At 50.5% G+C, this 18,443-nt stretch carries 19 protein-coding genes; 3 read left to right on the top strand and 16 right to left on the bottom strand.

Annotation, left to right across the window (positions count from 1 at the left end; translation table 11 throughout):
* Positions 1-109 precede the first annotated feature (109 nt).
* Positions 110-1,432 carry an oligosaccharide flippase family protein gene (locus ACE6F3_RS03620; protein ID WP_324665669.1) on the top strand — a complete coding sequence of 441 codons (1,323 nt, stop codon included), beginning with the start codon at positions 110-112 and terminating at the stop codon, positions 1,430-1,432.
* Positions 1,425-2,711, top strand: a complete 1,287-nt coding sequence (locus ACE6F3_RS03615) for a Coenzyme F420 hydrogenase/dehydrogenase, beta subunit C-terminal domain (protein WP_324665672.1) — start codon at positions 1,425-1,427, stop codon at positions 2,709-2,711. The genes ACE6F3_RS03620 and ACE6F3_RS03615 overlap by 8 nt, the downstream gene beginning before the upstream one ends.
* Here the strand turns inward: ACE6F3_RS03615 and ACE6F3_RS03610 are convergent.
* From ACE6F3_RS03610 to ACE6F3_RS03555, 12 genes are read right to left on the bottom strand one after another with little or no spacing between them, the layout of a single operon-like run.
* On the bottom strand, positions 2,683-3,978 hold the full coding sequence (locus ACE6F3_RS03610; protein ID WP_324665674.1) for a polysaccharide pyruvyl transferase family protein: 1,296 nt from the start codon (positions 3,976-3,978) through the stop codon (positions 2,683-2,685). The genes ACE6F3_RS03615 and ACE6F3_RS03610 overlap by 29 nt on opposite strands.
* Positions 3,965-4,660, bottom strand: a complete 696-nt coding sequence (locus ACE6F3_RS03605) for a bifunctional 2-polyprenyl-6-hydroxyphenol methylase/3-demethylubiquinol 3-O-methyltransferase UbiG (protein ID WP_058292296.1) — start codon at positions 4,658-4,660, stop codon at positions 3,965-3,967. Before ACE6F3_RS03605 ends, ACE6F3_RS03610 begins: the two co-directional genes overlap by 14 nt.
* A complete protein-coding gene (locus tag ACE6F3_RS03600; RefSeq protein WP_324665676.1) occupies positions 4,657-5,871 on the bottom strand; it encodes a glycosyltransferase family 4 protein in 1,215 nt (404 codons plus the stop codon). Before ACE6F3_RS03600 ends, ACE6F3_RS03605 begins: the two co-directional genes overlap by 4 nt.
* Entirely contained in the window at positions 5,871-6,725 is an 855-nt protein-coding gene (locus tag ACE6F3_RS03595) for a glycosyltransferase family A protein (protein ID WP_324665678.1), read from the bottom strand. The genes ACE6F3_RS03600 and ACE6F3_RS03595 overlap by 1 nt, the downstream gene beginning before the upstream one ends.
* Position 6,726: 1 nt before the next feature.
* Positions 6,727-8,346, bottom strand: coding sequence for a hypothetical protein (locus ACE6F3_RS03590; RefSeq protein ID WP_324665680.1), 1,620 nt, complete (start codon positions 8,344-8,346; stop codon positions 6,727-6,729).
* Positions 8,343-9,266, bottom strand: coding sequence for a glycosyltransferase (locus tag ACE6F3_RS03585; protein ID WP_324665682.1), 924 nt, complete (start codon positions 9,264-9,266; stop codon positions 8,343-8,345). The genes ACE6F3_RS03590 and ACE6F3_RS03585 overlap by 4 nt, the downstream gene beginning before the upstream one ends.
* Positions 9,267-9,280: 14 nt before the next feature.
* Positions 9,281-9,931 (bottom strand): SIS domain-containing protein, encoded by a 651-nt coding sequence (locus ACE6F3_RS03580; protein WP_324665684.1) that lies wholly within the window; start codon positions 9,929-9,931, stop codon positions 9,281-9,283.
* A 27-nt stretch (positions 9,932-9,958) separates the two neighbouring features.
* Positions 9,959-10,936, bottom strand: coding sequence for a GHMP kinase (locus ACE6F3_RS03575; protein WP_324665686.1), 978 nt, complete (start codon positions 10,934-10,936; stop codon positions 9,959-9,961).
* Complete coding sequence (locus ACE6F3_RS03570; RefSeq protein ID WP_324665688.1) at positions 10,933-11,643, bottom strand: nucleotidyltransferase family protein; 711 nt, start codon at positions 11,641-11,643, stop codon at positions 10,933-10,935. The genes ACE6F3_RS03575 and ACE6F3_RS03570 overlap by 4 nt, the downstream gene beginning before the upstream one ends.
* A 2-nt stretch (positions 11,644-11,645) precedes the next feature.
* Complete coding sequence (locus tag ACE6F3_RS03565) at positions 11,646-12,584, bottom strand: NAD-dependent epimerase/dehydratase family protein (RefSeq protein ID WP_324665689.1); 939 nt, start codon at positions 12,582-12,584, stop codon at positions 11,646-11,648.
* Entirely contained in the window at positions 12,577-13,572 is a 996-nt protein-coding gene (locus ACE6F3_RS03560) for a glycosyltransferase (protein ID WP_324665691.1), read from the bottom strand. The genes ACE6F3_RS03565 and ACE6F3_RS03560 overlap by 8 nt, the downstream gene beginning before the upstream one ends.
* Positions 13,565-14,797 (bottom strand): HAD-IIIA family hydrolase, encoded by a 1,233-nt coding sequence (locus tag ACE6F3_RS03555; protein WP_324664002.1) that lies wholly within the window; start codon positions 14,795-14,797, stop codon positions 13,565-13,567. Before ACE6F3_RS03555 ends, ACE6F3_RS03560 begins: the two co-directional genes overlap by 8 nt.
* A 207-nt stretch (positions 14,798-15,004) precedes the next feature.
* Here ACE6F3_RS03555 and ACE6F3_RS03550 point away from each other — a divergent pair, with 207 nt between their 5' ends.
* Positions 15,005-16,021: a glycosyltransferase family 4 protein gene (locus ACE6F3_RS03550; RefSeq protein ID WP_324664004.1), complete on the top strand. Its 1,017-nt coding sequence runs from the start codon at positions 15,005-15,007 to the stop codon at positions 16,019-16,021.
* A gap of 1 nt (position 16,022) precedes the next feature.
* On the opposite strand, the gene ACE6F3_RS03545 is transcribed toward ACE6F3_RS03550, so the two are convergent.
* From ACE6F3_RS03545 to ACE6F3_RS03530, 4 genes are all read right to left on the bottom strand, one after another.
* On the bottom strand, positions 16,023-16,934 hold the full coding sequence (locus ACE6F3_RS03545) for a DUF1616 domain-containing protein (protein WP_324664006.1): 912 nt from the start codon (positions 16,932-16,934) through the stop codon (positions 16,023-16,025).
* A gap of 87 nt (positions 16,935-17,021) precedes the next feature.
* Positions 17,022-17,528 carry a ferredoxin-thioredoxin reductase catalytic domain-containing protein gene (locus ACE6F3_RS03540; protein ID WP_324664008.1) on the bottom strand — a complete coding sequence of 169 codons (507 nt, stop codon included), beginning with the start codon at positions 17,526-17,528 and terminating at the stop codon, positions 17,022-17,024.
* The gene (locus ACE6F3_RS03535) at positions 17,525-17,800 is read right to left on the bottom strand and encodes a glutaredoxin family protein (RefSeq protein WP_010936001.1); all 276 of its coding nucleotides are present in this window, start codon (positions 17,798-17,800) and stop codon (positions 17,525-17,527) included. Before ACE6F3_RS03535 ends, ACE6F3_RS03540 begins: the two co-directional genes overlap by 4 nt.
* Before the next feature lie 187 nt (positions 17,801-17,987).
* The gene (locus tag ACE6F3_RS03530; RefSeq protein ID WP_077974982.1) at positions 17,988-18,284 is read right to left on the bottom strand and encodes a DUF2769 domain-containing protein; all 297 of its coding nucleotides are present in this window, start codon (positions 18,282-18,284) and stop codon (positions 17,988-17,990) included.
* Between the last annotated feature and the right edge of the window lie 159 nt (positions 18,285-18,443).

Below are 18,443 nucleotides of genomic sequence, written 5' to 3'. Positions count from 1 at the left end.
ATACCTGACACGGTTACGCCAGATAATATATAGCCTTTTGTCGTTATTTTTGCTATTATATGTTTGTCAGGCTATAGCTTGAACTTGGCTTGGAGACTTTGTGGCACATATGTTTAACAAGATCCACCCTGATGCGGCTGCCGATACCCGTCCCGCTAACCTGCAGCCATACCGGTTCTTTGATAAAATCCGCTCTCCTCTTTATATAAATGCCATTTTTCTGATGATAGCCGGGGGGGCAGGCGCCGCCCTCAGCTTTGTTTTCTGGATACTGGCCGCCCGTTTTTTTCCCCCGGCGGCGGTGGGGCTGGCCGGAGCTGCCATATCTGCCATGTCTTTGCTGGGTACTATTTCACATTTGGGGCTGGGGTTTGGGATTATCCGCTTCCTGCCCCAGAAGGCTTACCCGACTAAAAGCATTATAAACTCATCTATCAGCCTTACATTTATAGTCTCCATACTGGCTGGGGTTATCTTTTTACTGGGCTTGGGTTTATGGTCACCGGAACTTGTCTTTCTGCGTCAAAACCTGCTGCTGGCGGTTGCCTTTACCGCTTTTACCGCCGCCACCGCCCTTAATTCCATTGCAGATGACAGCCTGATTGCCCAGCGGCACTCAGGGTATTCCACCCTAAGGGTAATAACAGCCAGCGGACTGCGGCTGATACTGGTGGTTATTCTGGCAAGCCTTTTCCCGGAAAACGGGATTATTCTGGCCTGGGGTGTAGCCCTGATAGCCGCTTTGCTGGTGGCAATATTCGGCTTTATACCCAGAGTTTCAAAAGGCTTCCGCCCCGGTTTTGAACTCTGCACACCTTATATAAAATCAAGTTTCGGGTTCTCACTGGGCAACAATCTATCCCAATTTTTGGGCTCGGCACCAGCCTTGCTCCTGCCCCTGCTGGTACTGGGTATACTGGGGGCGGAATCCAATGCCTATTTTTATATAGGCTGGAGTACTGCTGCCGCCCTTACCACCATCCCCGCCTCTGTTTCCACTTCCCTGTTCAGTGAGGGTTCGCATGATGAAAACGGCTTATCTACCCATATCAAAAAGAGCCTGAAGCTAAGCCTGGGGCTTATACTGCCGCTGGTTATAATATTTTTTCTGCTGGCGGATAAAATACTGCTCTTTTTCGGGCAGGAATATGCGTTGTCATCGGCCGGTTTGCTCAGGATAATGATAATAGGCCTGCTGCCCCAAACCCTGAACGTAATCTATATGGGCAGCCTGAAAGTAAAAAAACGCCTGAAAGGGCTTATCGCCCTGAACTGCCTGATTGCCGGATTAAGTTTAATACTAAGTTTCGGGCTTATACCGTCCATGGGTATCAACGGAGCGGGTCTGGCCTGGGTGATTGCCCAATCTGTCTGCGCTGTATATGTCAGCAGCAGACTATTTGCCAACAGGAGTGCCCCGCTTAATGGCTAACCTAAAAGCGCCAAAGAGTATACTTGTAACCCTGCGGCAGAAACTTTGCTGCGGCTGCGGTATCTGTCAGGCGGTCTGCCCTGCCGGTGCTATAAAAATGCAGATTGACCCCCAGAAAGGCATTTACCTGCCGAAGCTGAACGAAGCCCTCTGCCAGAACTGCGGCAAATGCCTGAAAGTTTGCCCCGGCACAGGAATAAATCTGGATGAATACACCGAAGCCCTTTTCGGCGGTAAATCACCCTTTTTAATTGAAAACAGCTGTTATACTGCTTTCAGCAGTGACAGTTTGCAGCGTCACCTTTCCACTTCGGGCGGAATAGCTACCACGCTGCTAGCTTATGCTTTGGAAACAGGCTTAATAGACGGGGCATTAGTCAGCATTGCCCCCCCCTTTTCACCCCTTACTCCCACAGGTTTTATTGCCCGTACGGCAGAGGAATTAAAACAGGCCGCCGGGTCTAAATACTGCCCGGTTGCCGCCAACACAGCCATGTCAGAGATAGCCGCCAAACCGGGGCGTTATGCAGTGGCAGGCCTGCCCTGCCATATTCAGGCTATCCGCAAGGCAGAGCGCCAAAACCCGGTACTGAAAGAACGGATAGTGCTGCATCTGGGTATAGTCTGCTCAAGCACCATGAGTTTCAAAGGGACAGAATATATACTTAAAAGGCAGGGCATAAATAAAGATTCGGTAACAGGCCTTAGTTACCGTACTGACGGCTGGCCGGGGAATATGCGGCTGGAAACATGCGGCGGGACTACTCTCAGCCTGCCTTTAAAGGCTTACCACCCTTATCACGGACACGGTTTTTTCACCCCGCGCCGCTGCCTGATGTGCAATGACCAGCTGAACGAACTGGCAGACATCTCTCTGGGAGATGCCTGGCTGAAAGAACTGGAAAATGACCATGAGGGGACCTCAGCGGTGATTGTGCGGGGCGGCACCGGACAGAATTTATACCAAAGCGCCGTCAAAAACGGGTGTATCAAATCCCGGCCTCTGGCCGCCAAGCGGGTAATGGAGTGGCGAAACAAGCGGCAGGATTATGCCGCCAAAAAAGCTGTTCTGCCCCTGCTGGGCTGGAAACTGCCCGAATACCCCGCCCCCCATCCGCCCGCCCGCAGGATAGCTTACCTGTATACTATTGAACAGGTTATAAACTACCATTTGGGCAGGACTAACTCCAGTCTGATTATAGAACCGGCCAAACATTTCTGGACAGGGCTTAGCGGCCTGGCCGAAAGGCTTATCGGGAAACGGGCTTCCCGCGGCTGATTATTTCTGCAACTTTCTGCCCGTACAAAGATGCCCTTTGGTTTATTACTTCCAGCCGCTCTTTTATTTTTAAACTGATTTCAGGGCGGTTGGCTGCCATATAGGCCAGTTTCTGCCTGAGAGTATCCTGAATATCCTCTGCCTTTGGCATTTTGATATCTACCAGATAGTCAGACTGCCCCAAGTAATTCCCCAGCAGCTTCCAGTATTTTTCCTGATAGCCTAAAGTCAGGGTGGGTATAGCCTGAGACAAAGCGGCAATACTGGCGTGCATGCGGCAGCTTACAAAAATATGGCACTCCCCTATCAGCCCCTTTATGATTTCAGACGGATAATCACCGTTAAATACCTGCGCACTATCTTTGCGGTGCATCCGGCTATATACCTCACGGCAGACCCGGCTGTCATCAGGGTGGACATGGGGGATAAGATAAATACGGGCATCCAGCGTATCAGCCGCAAAATCAGCCAGAGAGGCTATCAGCCCAAGGTATATTTCGGGTTTGTCAGCTGCCGAACCGCCAAATATATTCCCCAGTTCCATCTGAAACAAACTGGGTGAAATACCTATAATTAGCCGTTTATCCTTAACCGTCTTTTCAGCGGTAAGCACCTCTTTCATCACCCGGGGCGGTGCGGGCGGCATCAGAAAGGCCATATCCGCCCCCAGATACAGGTTTTCAGGCTTAAGCCCAAGCTTAATCAGATAATCATAGCTGAGCCCATCCCGCAAAGCTACCAGCTTTGCTTTTGAGAGTATATACCTGCCCAGAAAGCGGCTGACAGGGGTATTGAAAGGCCCGATATCCACCGGGGCAGTCAGCAGCGGGCAGCCAAAAGCCCGCAAACCCGCCCAGCTTTTAAGCAGGTTCAGGCAGACGCAGCTGAAGCCGTAATCTGTCTCATTCAGACAATCCACATTTATATGCAAAAGGGCAGCATAACGGCGGTAAGGGTTTTTAGCCGGGCGGAGTTTATAATAAACAGCCTTAAGCAGGCTTTTTGGCATAAGCACCATGTAGCTGAATATATTCAGCGTTTCAGAGCTGCCTTTTGCCCAGGGGTGGGGAATCAGCTTTAAATTATTGCTTTCCAGATAGTTATATCTTTTAGGGGCAAAGCTAAAATAATCAAAGGTAAGCCCCGGCAGGCTTTTACCCAGACAGTTTTCCAGACCGCGTACAATAGCCTGAAAGCCCCGGCTTTCAAAATCAGCGTTGGAAAGCACCAGTATAGACGGCGGACTGCCCGCTTTATTTTCCTTCACAACCAACCTCTTTGAGGCACACCATACCCGAAGCTACCTGGTCGGGGAAAAAATATGCCAGCGGACTGAAAATTACCCCTGTCACCAGCCAGAAAGCCCAGTGTACCGAGGCCAGTGCCGGCGAATGTTTTAAAAGATACGGCCACCATGCCCTTTCCAAACGCAGACGGTTACCCCGAACCAGATAGCCCCTTTCTCTGAGTTCAGCCGGCAAATACCCGCACTGGTGGGCAGAGCCGTCCTCATCATGATTGCCCTCTACTTCGGAAAAGCCTACCGGCGTACTTAAAATAACCCGCCTCCGGGCTATTTTCTCCAGCCGCAAAATAAGTGCTAACCCCTCATCTTTGGGCAAATGCTCAATAAGCTCCAGACAGATAACCGTATCAAAACTTTTATCAGCCAGATTCAGGCTGAGGATATCCTGACAGAAATATTGCTGATGGCTCTTTTTGCTTTTGGCATCTGCAATAAGCGCCGGGTTTATATCTACTCCGCAGGCACTGAATGACTTCCGGCGGTTTAGAAAAAGCATGGCAGACCCGCCCCCGCAGCCTATATCCAGCACTTCCCCCTTTTCATTTCCAAGCCAGCGGCTGACCGTATTCAGGCGGGACAGAGGTATATACCCCCCATAGCGGTGGCTCAGGCTCAGCAGTTTTCTGATAAAAATTTTATTCATACTGACTCCCTGTAAATCCCCTCCAGCCGGCCGCAGAGGACTTCCCAACTGAACTGCTCCTTAACCAAAGCTATTCCGTTAGCACCCATAGCAAACCGCCTGCCTGGGGATTGCAAAAATTCCAAAATCTGTTTGGCAAGTTCGGCTTCGTCAGCCGCTTTTACCAAAACGCCGTTTACCCCATCTATAACCTGCTCACGTATGCCGGATATATTGGAAGCAATAACCCCGCAGCCGGAGGCCAGCGCCTGAAGCACCACCGCCGGTGATGATTCCGCCAAAGACGGCAGCACAAAAATATCTGCCGAAGCAAAGGCGGTTTGCAATTCGTCCTGGGGAAGGCTGCCGGTTAAAAAAACAAAGTCCTCCAGCTTATATTCCTTTATCAATCCTTTGACTTTGCCGGGGTATCCGGCATGTTCCAGCGCATCCAGACCGTGTTCAGCTATCGGCCCGGCCAGTAAAAAAGCACACTCACGGAAACCGGCCTTGTTTACCACCAGATTAGCCGCCCTCACCAGGTATTCCACCCCTTTGTAAGGCACTATCCGCCCTACAAACAAAACTAACAGCCGTTCACCTATGCCATATTTAGAGCGGATAAGATTGCTCCGATGAGCAGGGTTGAAAGCCTCGGTGTCCACCCCGCAGGGAAGCAGCCTTATTTTGGAGGATTTCACCCGTTCCATCTCCAGTATGGCCTTAATCTGGGCTGACTGTACCAGAACCCTTTTGATATGCCTTATAACAAATATATCCAGTTTGCGGCTCAGACGGTCTTTGAAGCTGCCCTTCTCCATCACCCAAACCGGCGAATGCAGGGTATAAATCATTTTCTGCCTTTGGGAGGGCAAAACCAGCACCAGTATCAGCCCCACCAGAGTACGGTGTATATGAATAATCTCAAAACGGTTACGTTTTATATAACTGCGGGCTCTCAGACTGAAAACCAGCAAATTCAATACCGAATAAATATTGGCAAGCCACAAACTGGAAGACCGGTTTGTGGACATGCGGTGAATCCGGACTATCTCTACCCCTTCAATCCGCTCACTTTTAGCATCCGCCTTATCCGGGCGTATATCAAATATGACTACCTTATTGCCTCTGGCCACCAGACAGCGGGCAGATTCAAATACATATTTTTCAATGCCGCCGTAACCCTCCGGGGGTATTTTCAGGCTGCCGCTGCCCAGATGGAGTATATTCATCAGATACCCCACTTCCAGCAAGGCCGGGGCGGCCGGTCCGGCGGGGGGTTGAAAACCAGCTCAGCCAGTCCACACACCATACCCCAGCTTTGAAATACCAGTGCCAAAAGATGGAGGGATAGCGGACGGAACTTGAAATGCCCCAGCGAATAAACCAGACCATACACAGCCGGGAAAGGCGGCCAAAAACGCAGGATAAGCAAGCCGTTTTTCCAGGCCAGGCGTGAACGCCCCTTGCCGTACCAGATATACTGGCGGACCACATTTTGAAAAGTAGTGCGGTGGTGATGTTTGACCTGTACTGCCGAAACACCAAATACGCAGCCGCCGCTTAGGGCACGGCGGTTAAAATCCACGTCATCACCTGGGCTTATAAATGAATCAAAGCCATACTTGAGGACTATCTCACGCTTAACCAGCCCTGCCCCGAACCAGATTCCGGCCGGACTGGGGCGGCAGGAAAGAAAGTCCGATGCCGCTTTCTCCCAGAAATTTCCCCGCCCTGCCCCTTCGGTCTGGGCATATATGCCCTCAAGTCCGGATTTTTTCAGTTCGGCAAACATCCGGCTGAAAGCTTCAGGCGGCAGTTCCACATCAGCATCTACAAACATTATGTAATCCTGACTGGCTATTTCCGAGCCTATCTGGTGGGCAAAGCTGGTTCCCCTGCCCTGGTCACTTAAGATATTCCGGGTAAAACCGGCCGCCAGCGCAACTGTTTTATCAGTGGAATTTCCGTCCACCAGTATTATCTCCCAAGGGTTATTTATACGAATGCTCTCCAGGCAGAGGCTGATAGTCTTTTCAGCATTTCTGGCACAAACTATGACAGACAAAGGCAGGCTGTCTTTCAATTCAGTTGGCCCCCTGATTAAAGTAAATATTCATCTCCCGGTTCTGGTAGATAAGCCCGTACCCAGGCGAATCTTCAAGCACAGTTTCCAGAGCAGGCACATACTGGCTGTCCCCATAGTAATAAACCCAGTCCACATCGGTACTCCTGCCTATTTGCAGGTACTGGGGATAACGGCCTGTATAGTCCTGCCCAACCAGCAAACCATCCTGCCAGCTTAGTTTTTTCAGCGAAAGATTCAGATAGTCCGGTTTTATATAGCTGATACCACCGCTTATATAGCCCCGCTGAGTATAGTTTTCCAGGTATTGCCAGGCAGATACATCAAAACGGCTGACCATATCAGATACTGCCCCGTAGTGAGCCAGCAGATGCCCCGGAATAGCCACCAATAAAACGGCCACCATTATAAGGGTAGTCAGGCGGTTACGCAGCAGTTTAACCGTAAAATAAGCAATGGGCACCAGCGAAAACAGAAATGCCCGCGTCCAGAATTCCGAACCGTAAAGCATACTGCATAAAATCACCGCTGCCACCCCTTCCAGAGCCAGCAGGGGAAAATCAAAACGGTGACGGTATTTGAGGGATAAAAGCACCCCCAAAACCGCCAGACCGGCAAATAAGCCTGAAAAGATAAACCTTACCTGAGATATTTGCAGGAATGCCGCTCCCGCTTCCCCACCGCTGCCTGCGGAGCTGAACTGGAACAGGTTTTCAAGCTCAAAAGCCCGGTTAACAAACTCCGGCAATTGGGAATCAAACTGGGTGGCCGCCCCGTAAATAGTCCAGCAGCCCACCATTACCACTGCCAGAATACCCAGATTAAACCCCTTTACCAGACGGCTTAGGATTAAAGCCGCCACACACAGCAAAGCTGCCACCGAGGTCAGCAAATGGGTTACCGTCAGTGCCGCCAGCACCAGAATAACCACTACCCGGTGGGAAACGGCATTTCCCTGGGCAAGGGAAAAACCGGGGCTGGTGATAAGGGCCAAAAGGCAAATCAAAAAGAAAACCCCTACTCCCTGAGGCACAAAATAAATCTGGGCTACCCAGTTTGCCAGATAAAACACCCAGATAGCCGCAAAACGGTGATTGGGATTGGGGATAATATTCTTAAATAAACAGTACAGCGGAACAAACACTAGTATCTGCATAAGGAGAGGCCCGTAAAAAGCCATAAAATCCAGACAGGAAGTACCAGATACCGCAGACAAACTATAATCCAGTATAAAAAACCCCGGCCAGTTGTGAAAGGTATAGGCGGCCGGGTCTATACCGCCGGTCTGGCTGATAAACTGGGTATTGGGGTAATAAATGCCATATGTCCACTGGGCAGAGACCGGGCTGGACTGCAGAATAACCGGGCTGAGCCAGAGCATAATCAACATTATAAAGGTATATAAACACAATAAACGGGTTTGCGGGGTGCGCATTTTCCAGAGAAATGCCGACCCCATACATAAAGATGCCACCGCCAAGACAAAAAGAAGCAGCGGCGGCTTAAGTATGTTTTCTGTGTCCGGGCTGAAAGTGCTTCCCGCCAGGCTACAACCCCACAGAACCAGTGCCAAAATGCCAAACAGCTTTGAAAACGAAAGCAAAAGGGCTTCGTTTTTCATCTTTTCAGCCTGAAATTAAAATAGCCGCCCAGCCAGGCCAGCTGAGCCAGCGGCAAATACCACAAATGAACCGGGTTGCGGTACCTGAAAGCCAGATACAAAGCCATAAAGGGAGAACCCAGACGTGACAGCACGCACGTAGCCCTTTTGGTAAAACCGGTACGGCATATCTTTAGATAAGCCGCATCACCCCGCCCCCAATTGACCCGCTGACGCCATAATTCCAAGGCGTTTGCCGGAGGGTAATGCCCAACCCGCCCGCAGTTTGCCCAAACCGCCTTGTACCCGGCATTAACAGCCCGTTTTGAAAGCATAATATCACCGGGATAGGCCAGTTTCGGGTGCAGATAATACAGGTATAATTCGGGGGCAAAGCCGCCGGTTGCTTCCAGACACTGGCGGCTGGCTATAAAACACGGGCCGCTGGTATAGACCGCACCAAAACCCACCACCCGGTGATAAAGGCGCCCGAATAGTGAAGAGCTGGAATGGGCTAAAAGACGCATACGGTGGTAGTCCCACCACTGCCCGGCACACCTGCCCAGGCGGCTTTTGTCCGGGCTGAAGGAATATACACCCACCAAGCCTACTTCCGGGTCGGTAAATGTATTAAGAACGCTGGTCAGGCTGGTATTATCCAGATAGGCATCACTGTCCAGAAAGAGCACGTATTCCCCCGAAGCTATGCCCAGGGCGTACTGGTAACCGAAATAAACCCCTTTGCCGGGTTCAAAATATATCCTTACCGGATAATCCCCGGCTATACGGCAGGTTGCATCCGTGCTTTGGGCGTCCACTATGATAATTTCGCGGATAAGACTGCTGCGGTAAGCAGGCATAAGCGAATCCAGACAGTCTTTTATAGTAGAAGCACTGTTTCGGGTACAAATTACTACCGAAAGGCTCATTATATTTTCCAAGGCTAATCCCCGAACTAGACAGTTTCTTTTGCTATGCGGGCCTTTACCATACAGGAAAAGATATGCCCAAGGCTCAGGTGCACATCTTCCACCTGACCGTAATCACAGCTGGAAAGGACTATGCAGCGGTCACAAAGCTCCAGCAGCTTTCCCCCGCCGAAACCGGTCAGCCCCACCGTAGAGGCACCGCATTCATTGGCGTATTCCACCGCCCGTACTACATTGGCCGAATTGCCCGAACAGCTGATAGCTATCAGCACGTCTCCCGGCTCTATCTGGCCGATAAGCTGCTCCGTAAAGATAGACTCATAATTAACATCATTAGCCAGAGAAGTGATAAAAGCCACATTGTCAGCCAGACTGCAGGTGCGCAGGCGGGGTTTACCCCGGAGGGCTGTGCCTATACGCAAATCACGGGCCATATGCGAAGCAGTAGAGGCGCTTCCCCCGTTGCCCACAATAAATATCTGGCGGCGGCGGCTGTAAGCTTGATAAATCAGCTCCGCTACCCCGCTGATATCCTGGGCAGCCAGCTCTTCCAGACAATGGCTTAGACCCCCCAGGTACTCACGGAACAAACAGTCCATATCGCTTACAAGACTGGTTTCCGGTAATTCGGGCTTGTGCCCTTTGCCGTTGGCAACATCCGGCTTGCTGATAATCATAATTTACCTCCATTTGCATTCTGAAATTTACAAAACATAAATTATCTTGCTGCCCTCAGGTTCAAACTCAAAATCCACCTGCGGCAAATCTGAAAGCGCCCGGCGTACGGAATCATGGCTCTTGGGCGGGGCACAGACCAGCAAAAAGCCGCCGCCACCCGCCCCCAAAAGCTTGCCCCCGTAAGCACCGGCACTTAATGCAGACTGGTAACACTGGTCTATATACGGGTTTGAAATACCGCTGCTTAGATTCTTCTTGGCCAGCCAGCCTTTATGTAAAATATTCCCCATGTCCTCCGGCAAAGCATGGTCAAGAAGGCACTCCCGGCAAGAAGCGGCCAGTCCGGTAAGGCAGGTTAAATTCTTAAAATTAGACGGGCGGGTGGTATTAGACTGCTGTTCAGCCAGAATACTGCCTGCCTGACGGCAAGAACCGGTATAGAAAAGGAGCAGGCTTTTATTTAAGTTTGCTTTAAGCTCCGCCTTAAGCGGCAGGGGTGAAACCCCCACGTATTCGTCAGCTTCAAACCGGAAATAGCATATGCCCCCGTAAGCGGCAATATACTGGTCCTGCTTGCCGATAGGCTCTTTCAGGCAGTCTATCTCTATCCGGCAAGCCTGTCTGGCCAGTTCTTCAGCCGAAAGGAGTTTCCCCTGATAAGCATAAAGGGCATTTAACAGACCGACCGTAAAAGTGCTGGACGAACCCAGCCCGGTACCGGCAGGTATATCCGCTATAGAGACAATCTCTATCCCCCCGCTTATACCGGTAAGTTTCAAAGCCTCCCTGACAATGGGATGGCATATTTCATCAACCGTATTTACTATTTCGGTGGACGAGTAACTGACCCGGATAGTGCTGTCAAAACGTTTGTTGACCGTAATATACATGTATTTATTGATGGCGGTGCTTACCACCTCACCGGCTTTAAGGGAATAAAAAGCCTTGAGGTCTGTGCCGCCCCCCGCAAAGCTTATCCGGAATGGTGTACGGCTGATAATCATACCGGCTGGTTCTCCAGATAGTTGCAAAAGGTATATATGCCCTCTACCGTACCCACATCATAGAAACATTCCTTTACCGGATAGGCCAGCATCCGATGGTTGTGGGCCAGCACCGGCAAAATAGCCCTCTCCAGCGAATAAGGTTTGTCCTTTTCCAGGGTGGCAAACAGGCTCTTCCGGAGAATAAGCACCCCGGCATTTACAAACTTCAGCTCCGGCAGGTGGCTGTCTTTTTCATAACAGCTGACCAGCATATTTTCATCCAGTGCCACGTCATTGCGGGCATTTATACGCCCATGCCTGTTATCATAAACTGTCATAAGGGCATCACAATTATTTTGAGAATAGGTCTGCCAGGCCTGCCGGTAATCCATATCCAGATAGGTATCCCCGTTTATTACAAAAAACTCTTCTTCCAGGTAATCTTCGGCATTTTTCAAAGCCCCGGCTGTACCCAGCAGTTTTTCGGTTTCCTGACTGTAGGCCAGCTTAAGGCCGTATTCATCTCCCGGCCCGAAACAATCTTTGACCATTTCACCCAGATGGCCTATGCACAAAACCACCCGGTCAAAGCCCTGTGATTTCAGCAAGCGAAACTGGTGGTGCAGGAAAGGACGCCCGGCCATGGGCAAAAGACACTTGGGAATGTTTTCAGTTATGGGTCTTAGTCTGGTAGCCAAACCGCCGCAAAGTATTACCGCCTGCATAGTCAAATCTCCTTCAGAGTTTCTTTGATTGCCAGTTTGACGGCTTGAAGTGAAGTAAACTTAGGTTTAAAGCCCAAAGTGCGGATACGGCTGATATCAAAGCGTACCTGAGGGGCATCCCCCTGCCAGCCGCGTTCCCCGCCGCTATAGCTGTAGCAAACATTCTTAAGCCCCATTTCCGAGGCGACCAGACAGGCAATATCCCTGACTGCCACCGAATCAGGCGTGCCCAGATTATATAAACCCAAATTTTTGGTTGATTTTTCAAACCCCAGCAATATACCGGCAACACAGTCACTGACGTGCAGGTAAGGCTTGCTCTGGCTTCCGTCACCCAGCACCAACAGACTGGACGGGTTCTGACGGAGACGGCTGACAAAATCATATATCACCCCGCTGTGCCGTCTGCTACCCACAATATTGGCAAAGCGGAACATGGTGGCTTTCAGCCCGTAGAGATGGCTGTAAGCACTTATCAGCCCTTCGCCTGCCAGTTTGCTGGCACCATACAGGGAAATGGGCAAAAGTGGCCCGTAATCCTCATCCAGTACCGTCAGACCGCTCTCCCCGTATACTGCCGCACTGGAAGCAAATACCAGCCTGTCCACCCGGTTTCGGCGCATGGCTTCCAGCAGGTTATGGGTAGCCAGAGTATTATTCTCAAGGTCTATGCCGGTATCTTTGGCGCTATTCTGGACATTGGCATGGGCAGCCAGGTGAAATACCGTTTCGCAGCCTTTTACGGCTGAATCCAGCAGAAATTTGTCCGTAAGGTTTCCGTTTATTATTTCCAGTTTATCCCTTTGGCCGCACTTAAGGTTTTCAAGTGAACCGTTTGAAAGGTTGTCAATTACCCTTACCTTAAATCCCTGTGACAGCAGGGCATCTACCAGATGACTGCCGATAAAACCGCACCCGCCGGTGACTAACACTTCAGGCATTTACCGCCTCCTTAACTGATATAAATCTGGCTGAGGCCATTCCGCGTATATAACCCCAGCCGGTAGAACCCAGAATATTTAAGGTGGTCAGAATAGTTAAAGCAGACCGGCGGGGTTTGAGAGGCAGATTTAGCAAGCTGAGGGGAAGCAGACGGAGAAAAATCCGCCTAAGCAAACCCAGTTCTTCAGATAAAACCCCTGCCCCGCTTGTTTCTTTGCCCAGCCTGTATTTAAAAACCGCCTTGGTATACCCTTCCCAATAAGCCCTTTTGGCAATAAAACCCGGCTTCAGACGGTAACGGTATACCCGGTGCATAACTTTTACTTCGGGTGCGTAAAGGATATTCAGGCCGCTTTGCCGGCAGATACGCAGGCAAAATTCGGTATCCTCACCCACCAGTTCTGACTTGCCCTTTTTGCCCCCGCCCTTAGCGCCCAGTTCGGTATCAAAGCCCTGCCCGTTACTGAAAGCCTGCCGCCGAAAAGCCATATTGGTTCCCCAGGCATTTCTGATATAGCCGCGGCTGCGGGGAAGGCAGGGCATGGTGCTTATAACCCAGCTGAACTCAGCCGGGAACCAGCTGAGTCCGGGGTGTTCCCACCAGGGCAAGGCCGGGCCGGTAAGCCCTATGATTTTTTTATCCTCCCTAAAACAGCAGGCGATACAGCCAAGCCACTCCGGTGAAGCGGCCGCATCATCATCTATAAAAGCTATTATTTCCCCCTGTGACTTCTCCACCCCCAGGTTGCGGGCACTGGCCAGCCCCGGCAGACCGTCATTGAAAAAGAGCTTGAAATTACGGCTGTAAGGGTGCTGCGAAAGACAGCGGTTCAGGTTGGAAAAAAGCTGGCTGGATTTTTCAATAACCAGTATTACTTCAAAATTGGTATAAGCCTGGGATTTAAGGCTGTCTATGAGGGATAACAGGTCGGTATAACGCTCCATGCTGTATGCTGAAACCACTACCGAAATAAACGGGTCAGCCATTAACACTCTCCCGCAGTATAGTTTTCAAAATGCGGGCGCCGTCATGGAAACTGCGGAGTTTACCCGCCCCTTCCAGTCTTTTTGCTTCATAGCTGGGCACTTCCTTTACTTTCAGACCCTTGCGGGTAGCCCGGATATACATTTCGGTATCTATCTCAAACCCGTCACTTTTCAGACACAGGCTTCCCAGTATCTGGCGGCGGAAGGCATGGTAACCGTAAACCAGGTCTGTATAACGGCAGCCGCACACCAGATTAGCCATTTTGGTAAAGACAAAATTGCCAAAACGGCGGAAGAGCGGCATATCCGAAGTGCCACCGCCCCGGCAGAAGCGCGAACCTTTGACCATCTGATACCCGTCAAACAGAGGCCCTACATAGCGGGGAATCTCCTCCGGAGCCAGTGACCCGTCTGCATCCAGAGTAACCACTATATCCCCGCTAGCAGCTTCAAAACCCGCCCGCATAGCATCACCCTTACCCCGGCCAGGCTGATTTATGACCTTTATTTCCGGCCATAGCCGCAGGGCATTTTCAACAGTCTTATCAGTAGACCTGCCGTCCACCAAAATAACTTCGGCAATACCCGGCACACACCTTAAGCGGGGCAGAACACTGCAGATATTTTTTTCTTCATTCAGGGTAGGTATAACTACCGAAACAGCCGCCTTGCCCAGCGTATCCGCCAGCACCCAATCCACCGCGGCTGAAATATCACCTGCCAGAAAAGAGGGGCGGCTGTCAACAGAAATTTCCAGCTCAAAATAATCTGTTTCGGGGGAGGTATACGGCACCAGTACCGCCTGGCAGCCTGAACGGTTGGCCGCCTGAATATCTATCAGCCGGTCACCTATAAAGTATGAACCGCTGATATCCAGGCCGTATTTTGCAACTGCCTGGTCAATAAGGCCGGTGGCCGGTTTACGGCAGACGCAACTCTGGGCAGGGTGATGCGGACAGTAAAAAATATCATCCAAATGAGCACCGAAATAGCCCAAATCTTCTTTGAGCTTGTTGTGGATTTCGCCTAAAGTCTCTTCCGAAAAATAGCCTCTGGCAACCCCGGACTGGTTTGTAATCAAAATGACCAGGAAGCCCTGGTCATTCAATCGTCTAATAGCTTTGCCCGCCCCTTCCAGCAAGCGTATCTTTCTAGGGGAATTGCAATACGGCACGTCTTCTACAATTGTGCCGTCACGGTCAATAAATACAGCCTTTTGGTTCATTTGTACCCTGTTTTTCGCTTATTGTCACTATAATAAGACCATCAGATGCCATTTGTCAATAGTTTTTGCCTAAATATTACGCTTTGTCATGGTCATTTGGCATATCTGGCAATTACCCAAACTTCTCTCAGCTTCGCAATCAAAAATGCTTTGACGAACAGCCAAAAGTGGCTTACACTAAGCTCCGGATATTTAAGAGAGCCTAATATGATAAAAATCTGCCTGATAGGTGACTTTAAAACCTGCCCTGACCGCAGCATCTACAAGATGGCGGCCCAGCTGGCTGATTTTCTCTCCAAAGAAAAGGGGATATCCCTGCTGCCCTGTCCCAGGGAACACTTTACCCGCCCCCGCAGTTTAAACCGCATCCGCCGTTTCCAGCCGGATATAATCCATTTGCTGGGAAAGCCGGATTCCGCCGAACTTTTCCGCCTGAAAATGGCCAAACTGTCTGCCCCCCGTGCCAAAACGGTTATTTCCGCCCAACAGCCTGTCAAAACCCGCACTGTCAGGAATATGCTTTCTTATGTAAAGCCGGACCTGGCCATCTGTTTATCCCCAAAAAGTGCCGGTTTTTTCGGGGAGTGCGGGGTAAAAACCGTTATCTTGCCGAATGGGGTGGATATGACTAATTTCAGGCCGGTTTCCCCTGAAACCAAGGCCGAACTCCGCCGGCGGTATTGCCTGCCCCCAAATAAGCTCCTGCTGCTTCACGTAGGGCCTGTACGGGCCGGGCGGGGAGTGGACTTGCTGAGGCGGCTGCAAAACCCGGATACCCAGGTAATCATGGCCGTTTCAAATCCGGGTATTTTCAACCGGACACTGCTGGAAAGCCTGAGGAAAAGCGGCTGCATGATTCTGACCAGTTTCCGCCCCAATATTGCAGATTTATATGCTCTGGCAGATTGTTATATCTACCCCATGCTGCCGGAAGAAGATGCCAATTACCAGATTTTTTCCAGCGAAATGCCTCTGTCGGTGCTGGAAGCCATGTCGGCCAATCTGCCGGTGATAACCACCCCCTTCGGGGCGCTGCCGGAAATGTTTCCTGAGGGAGACGGACTATACTATGCCCAAGATGATTTTGAATTCTTGAAGGCCTTTCAGGCCTATACTCAGGGGATACCGGTAAAGACCCGCACCAAGGCGGAAATGTGCAGCTGGCCGGAAGTAATTAACCGCCTGAAAGAAGTTTACACAAAGCTCTTAAATGAAAAGATTTAGCCTAAGCCGTACTGAACACCAGCTTTAGCGGCTGAGGGAAAACAGCTTCTTCACCCGCATAAAGCCAGATTTCCAGTATCTGGCTATCTCCGGCTTCGGGCGGGGCAAAATAAAGCTCAAGTGATTCGGCCGCACCCGCCGCCACATCCACCAAACCATCAAATTCCCCGCCGTCTGCCAGGGAAAATATATACAGTTGCCCGTTAATAAAGGCCTCTACCCGGTAGAGTGTACCTGACTGGCCATTATTGGAGATGACCAGTTTAAGGCGGGCTAAGTCAGCTTCTACAGCAGGCTGATTGCCATACCGGACAGCGGATACCTGCCCGTTACTTAGAATAAACAGCTCCGGGAAATTTTCGGCGGTATTATCTATTCCCAGCAGATAAAACTGGGTAAACTCAGCCGGTGAATAAGCCTGCACCAGACGCTGAACGGCAAAGCCCCCCGCCCCCAGCAGGCAAACCGCCAGAAGCACATTTAAAAAGACCTGGGCAGTGCTTTTCGGCGTTTGTTTTTTGGTATCAGGCGGAACCAGTATCAGGCCGGGCTTTTCATCTGGCGGCAGGTGCTGCCTTCGGGCAATAGCCGCCAGACAGAAAACAAGGCTGAAGCCGCCAAGCGTATAGAAAACACTTTCCTGATTTAGCCCGGCCGTATAGTTTAAAACCAGCCCGGCCAGCATGGAGACTGACAGACTGAGTGCCAAACTCACCATAAGCCGTGATGAGCGGCTGAGGCTAAGCTTAGAGGGGTACAGGACTGATGCCAGGGCATAACCCGGCACTATCAGAACCAGCGGCAGGCCAAATAACAGCCGCAAAGGCAGTACCCAGCCACCGTTAAAAGCCAGCACACCTAACCCTATAAACAGTATCAGCAGATAAAAATCATACCGGCGTAAAAAATTCATCCCGAAAGGCCCGCCCCATAAGCACAGTAATTGACACTATAATAGACTAAGCGGCACATAGAGGCAAGCCTTTTGGACTTTTGGGTTTTATTGCATAAAAAGCTCAAAGCGCTCTTTGTCTGCTTTGCAGATAGGGCACTGGTCAGGGGCTTCATCACGCCCGCACAGATACCCGCAGACCCGGCAGCGCCAGACAGGATATGCAAGCTTAGCAGGTGCCTGGGCAGTTTTTGCTTTTGGCAGGGCCTTGGGTGCAGTGCGGCGTTCCGGCACCGGCTGAGGCTTTTTTTCACCTTTGGCAATTTGACTGTCAACGTAGAGCGCGCAGTAGCAGCTGCCAAATTCGTTTATATCTGCATCACGGTAATCACACGGGCAAATAATATCTAAATCAGCTTTCCGGTTACCCTCTGCCAGACGGCAGGGGCAGGACTGATAACCATAACGCTGGCGGTTAGCCAGCAAGCCCTCTGCCAGCATTTTGACAAAAGCGTTATCCGGGTTCAGGTGATAACCCGAAGCCTCGGCTTCACTTCTTAGGCGCAGCTGGAACAGGGCTAAATCTTCGGCTGGTCCGGGAAGCTGCTGACTCATGCTTTCAGAGCCTCCCGTATTTCGGCTTCCTTATAGCCTATTATCACTTTGCTTCCCCCTATCAGCATAGTGGGAAAAGATTTGGACGGGTTAAGGGCGCTAAGCTCTGTTACCGCTTTATCCCGCTCAGACCCGGTAAGCAAATCAACATATTCAAATTCATAAGCCACTCCCAGTTCAGCCAGAAGCTGGCGGGTTAGGCGGCACCAGCCGCAGGTGCTGAGAGCATAAAGTTTAATCTCCCCGGCATTTTTTCCCGTAACTTTTTCCATATCCCTAAATCCCTCCTATCCGGACTAATAAAGCACTCAGTGTGCAAACAGACTGCTTAAAACGGCGGCAAATCTTTTATCTGTAAGACATACGCCTGTATAAGAAATATATTACTACTAAATGAAACCCGGTGAAATAGCATAAGCGGCAGGCGGAGACATATAAAAAAGCCTGTATTTGATTATCTTAAGCAGACTTGCCCTCAATACAGTAGAAGCCGCCCGGTTCAGCTTCGGACAGCTGGTGTTTGGCATATATTTCGCAGCTGCCGCAGATACACGGTTTGCTGCGGTCAATTCCTTTGCAGACAGACTTCCCGTTAAGGCAATATGCCTTGGGTATTTTATGGGGATTGAGGGGTATTTCCCTAAGGCTGGTTTTCAGCCCGGCCATTTGGGTGCGGACACATTCACTCTGGTTCTGAACGGGGCATTTATGGCAGACGCATTTATTTATGATATCCAGATTAAAAGATATTTGCATGCTCACTTTCATTCCTCCCGGTATGGCAGGACATACCATATGCTGAAAAACCCTGGCAACCGCACCGGATATTCATTATGCGTTTTACAGGCTTTATACGGTATTAGTAATTGTACGTATTTATTTCAAGCAGATGTCTATTACCCCGCCCGGCCATTC

Source organism: Dehalococcoides sp. THU4, assembly GCF_043231265.1.
Lineage (GTDB): Bacteria > Chloroflexota > Dehalococcoidia > Dehalococcoidales > Dehalococcoidaceae > Dehalococcoides > Dehalococcoides mccartyi.
This window is presented reverse-complemented; position numbering and strand designations above follow the sequence as displayed.

Bases quoted from the DNA above. Each gene is read 5' to 3' on its own strand.
- ACE6F3_RS03620 (WP_324665669.1), top strand. From the start codon at position 110: ATGTTTAACAAGATCCACCCTGATGCGGCTGCCGATACCCGTCCCGCT.
- ACE6F3_RS03615 (WP_324665672.1), top strand. From the start codon at position 1,425: ATGGCTAACCTAAAAGCGCCAAAGAGTATACTTGTAACCCTGCGGCAG.
- ACE6F3_RS03605 (WP_058292296.1), bottom strand. From the start codon at position 4,660: ATGAATAAAATTTTTATCAGAAAACTGCTGAGCCTGAGCCACCGCTAT.
- ACE6F3_RS03600 (WP_324665676.1), bottom strand. From the start codon at position 5,871: ATGAATATACTCCATCTGGGCAGCGGCAGCCTGAAAATACCCCCGGAG.
- ACE6F3_RS03590 (WP_324665680.1), bottom strand. From the start codon at position 8,346: ATGAAAAACGAAGCCCTTTTGCTTTCGTTTTCAAAGCTGTTTGGCATT.
- ACE6F3_RS03580 (WP_324665684.1), bottom strand. From the start codon at position 9,931: ATGATTATCAGCAAGCCGGATGTTGCCAACGGCAAAGGGCACAAGCCC.
- ACE6F3_RS03575 (WP_324665686.1), bottom strand. From the start codon at position 10,936: ATGATTATCAGCCGTACACCATTCCGGATAAGCTTTGCGGGGGGCGGC.
- ACE6F3_RS03570 (WP_324665688.1), bottom strand. From the start codon at position 11,643: ATGCAGGCGGTAATACTTTGCGGCGGTTTGGCTACCAGACTAAGACCC.
- ACE6F3_RS03565 (WP_324665689.1), bottom strand. From the start codon at position 12,584: ATGCCTGAAGTGTTAGTCACCGGCGGGTGCGGTTTTATCGGCAGTCAT.
- ACE6F3_RS03560 (WP_324665691.1), bottom strand. From the start codon at position 13,572: ATGGCTGACCCGTTTATTTCGGTAGTGGTTTCAGCATACAGCATGGAG.
- ACE6F3_RS03555 (WP_324664002.1), bottom strand. From the start codon at position 14,797: ATGAACCAAAAGGCTGTATTTATTGACCGTGACGGCACAATTGTAGAA.
- ACE6F3_RS03550 (WP_324664004.1), top strand. From the start codon at position 15,005: ATGATAAAAATCTGCCTGATAGGTGACTTTAAAACCTGCCCTGACCGC.
- ACE6F3_RS03545 (WP_324664006.1), bottom strand. From the start codon at position 16,934: ATGAATTTTTTACGCCGGTATGATTTTTATCTGCTGATACTGTTTATA.
- ACE6F3_RS03540 (WP_324664008.1), bottom strand. From the start codon at position 17,528: ATGAGTCAGCAGCTTCCCGGACCAGCCGAAGATTTAGCCCTGTTCCAG.
- ACE6F3_RS03535 (WP_010936001.1), bottom strand. From the start codon at position 17,800: ATGGAAAAAGTTACGGGAAAAAATGCCGGGGAGATTAAACTTTATGCT.
- ACE6F3_RS03530 (WP_077974982.1), bottom strand. From the start codon at position 18,284: ATGCAAATATCTTTTAATCTGGATATCATAAATAAATGCGTCTGCCAT.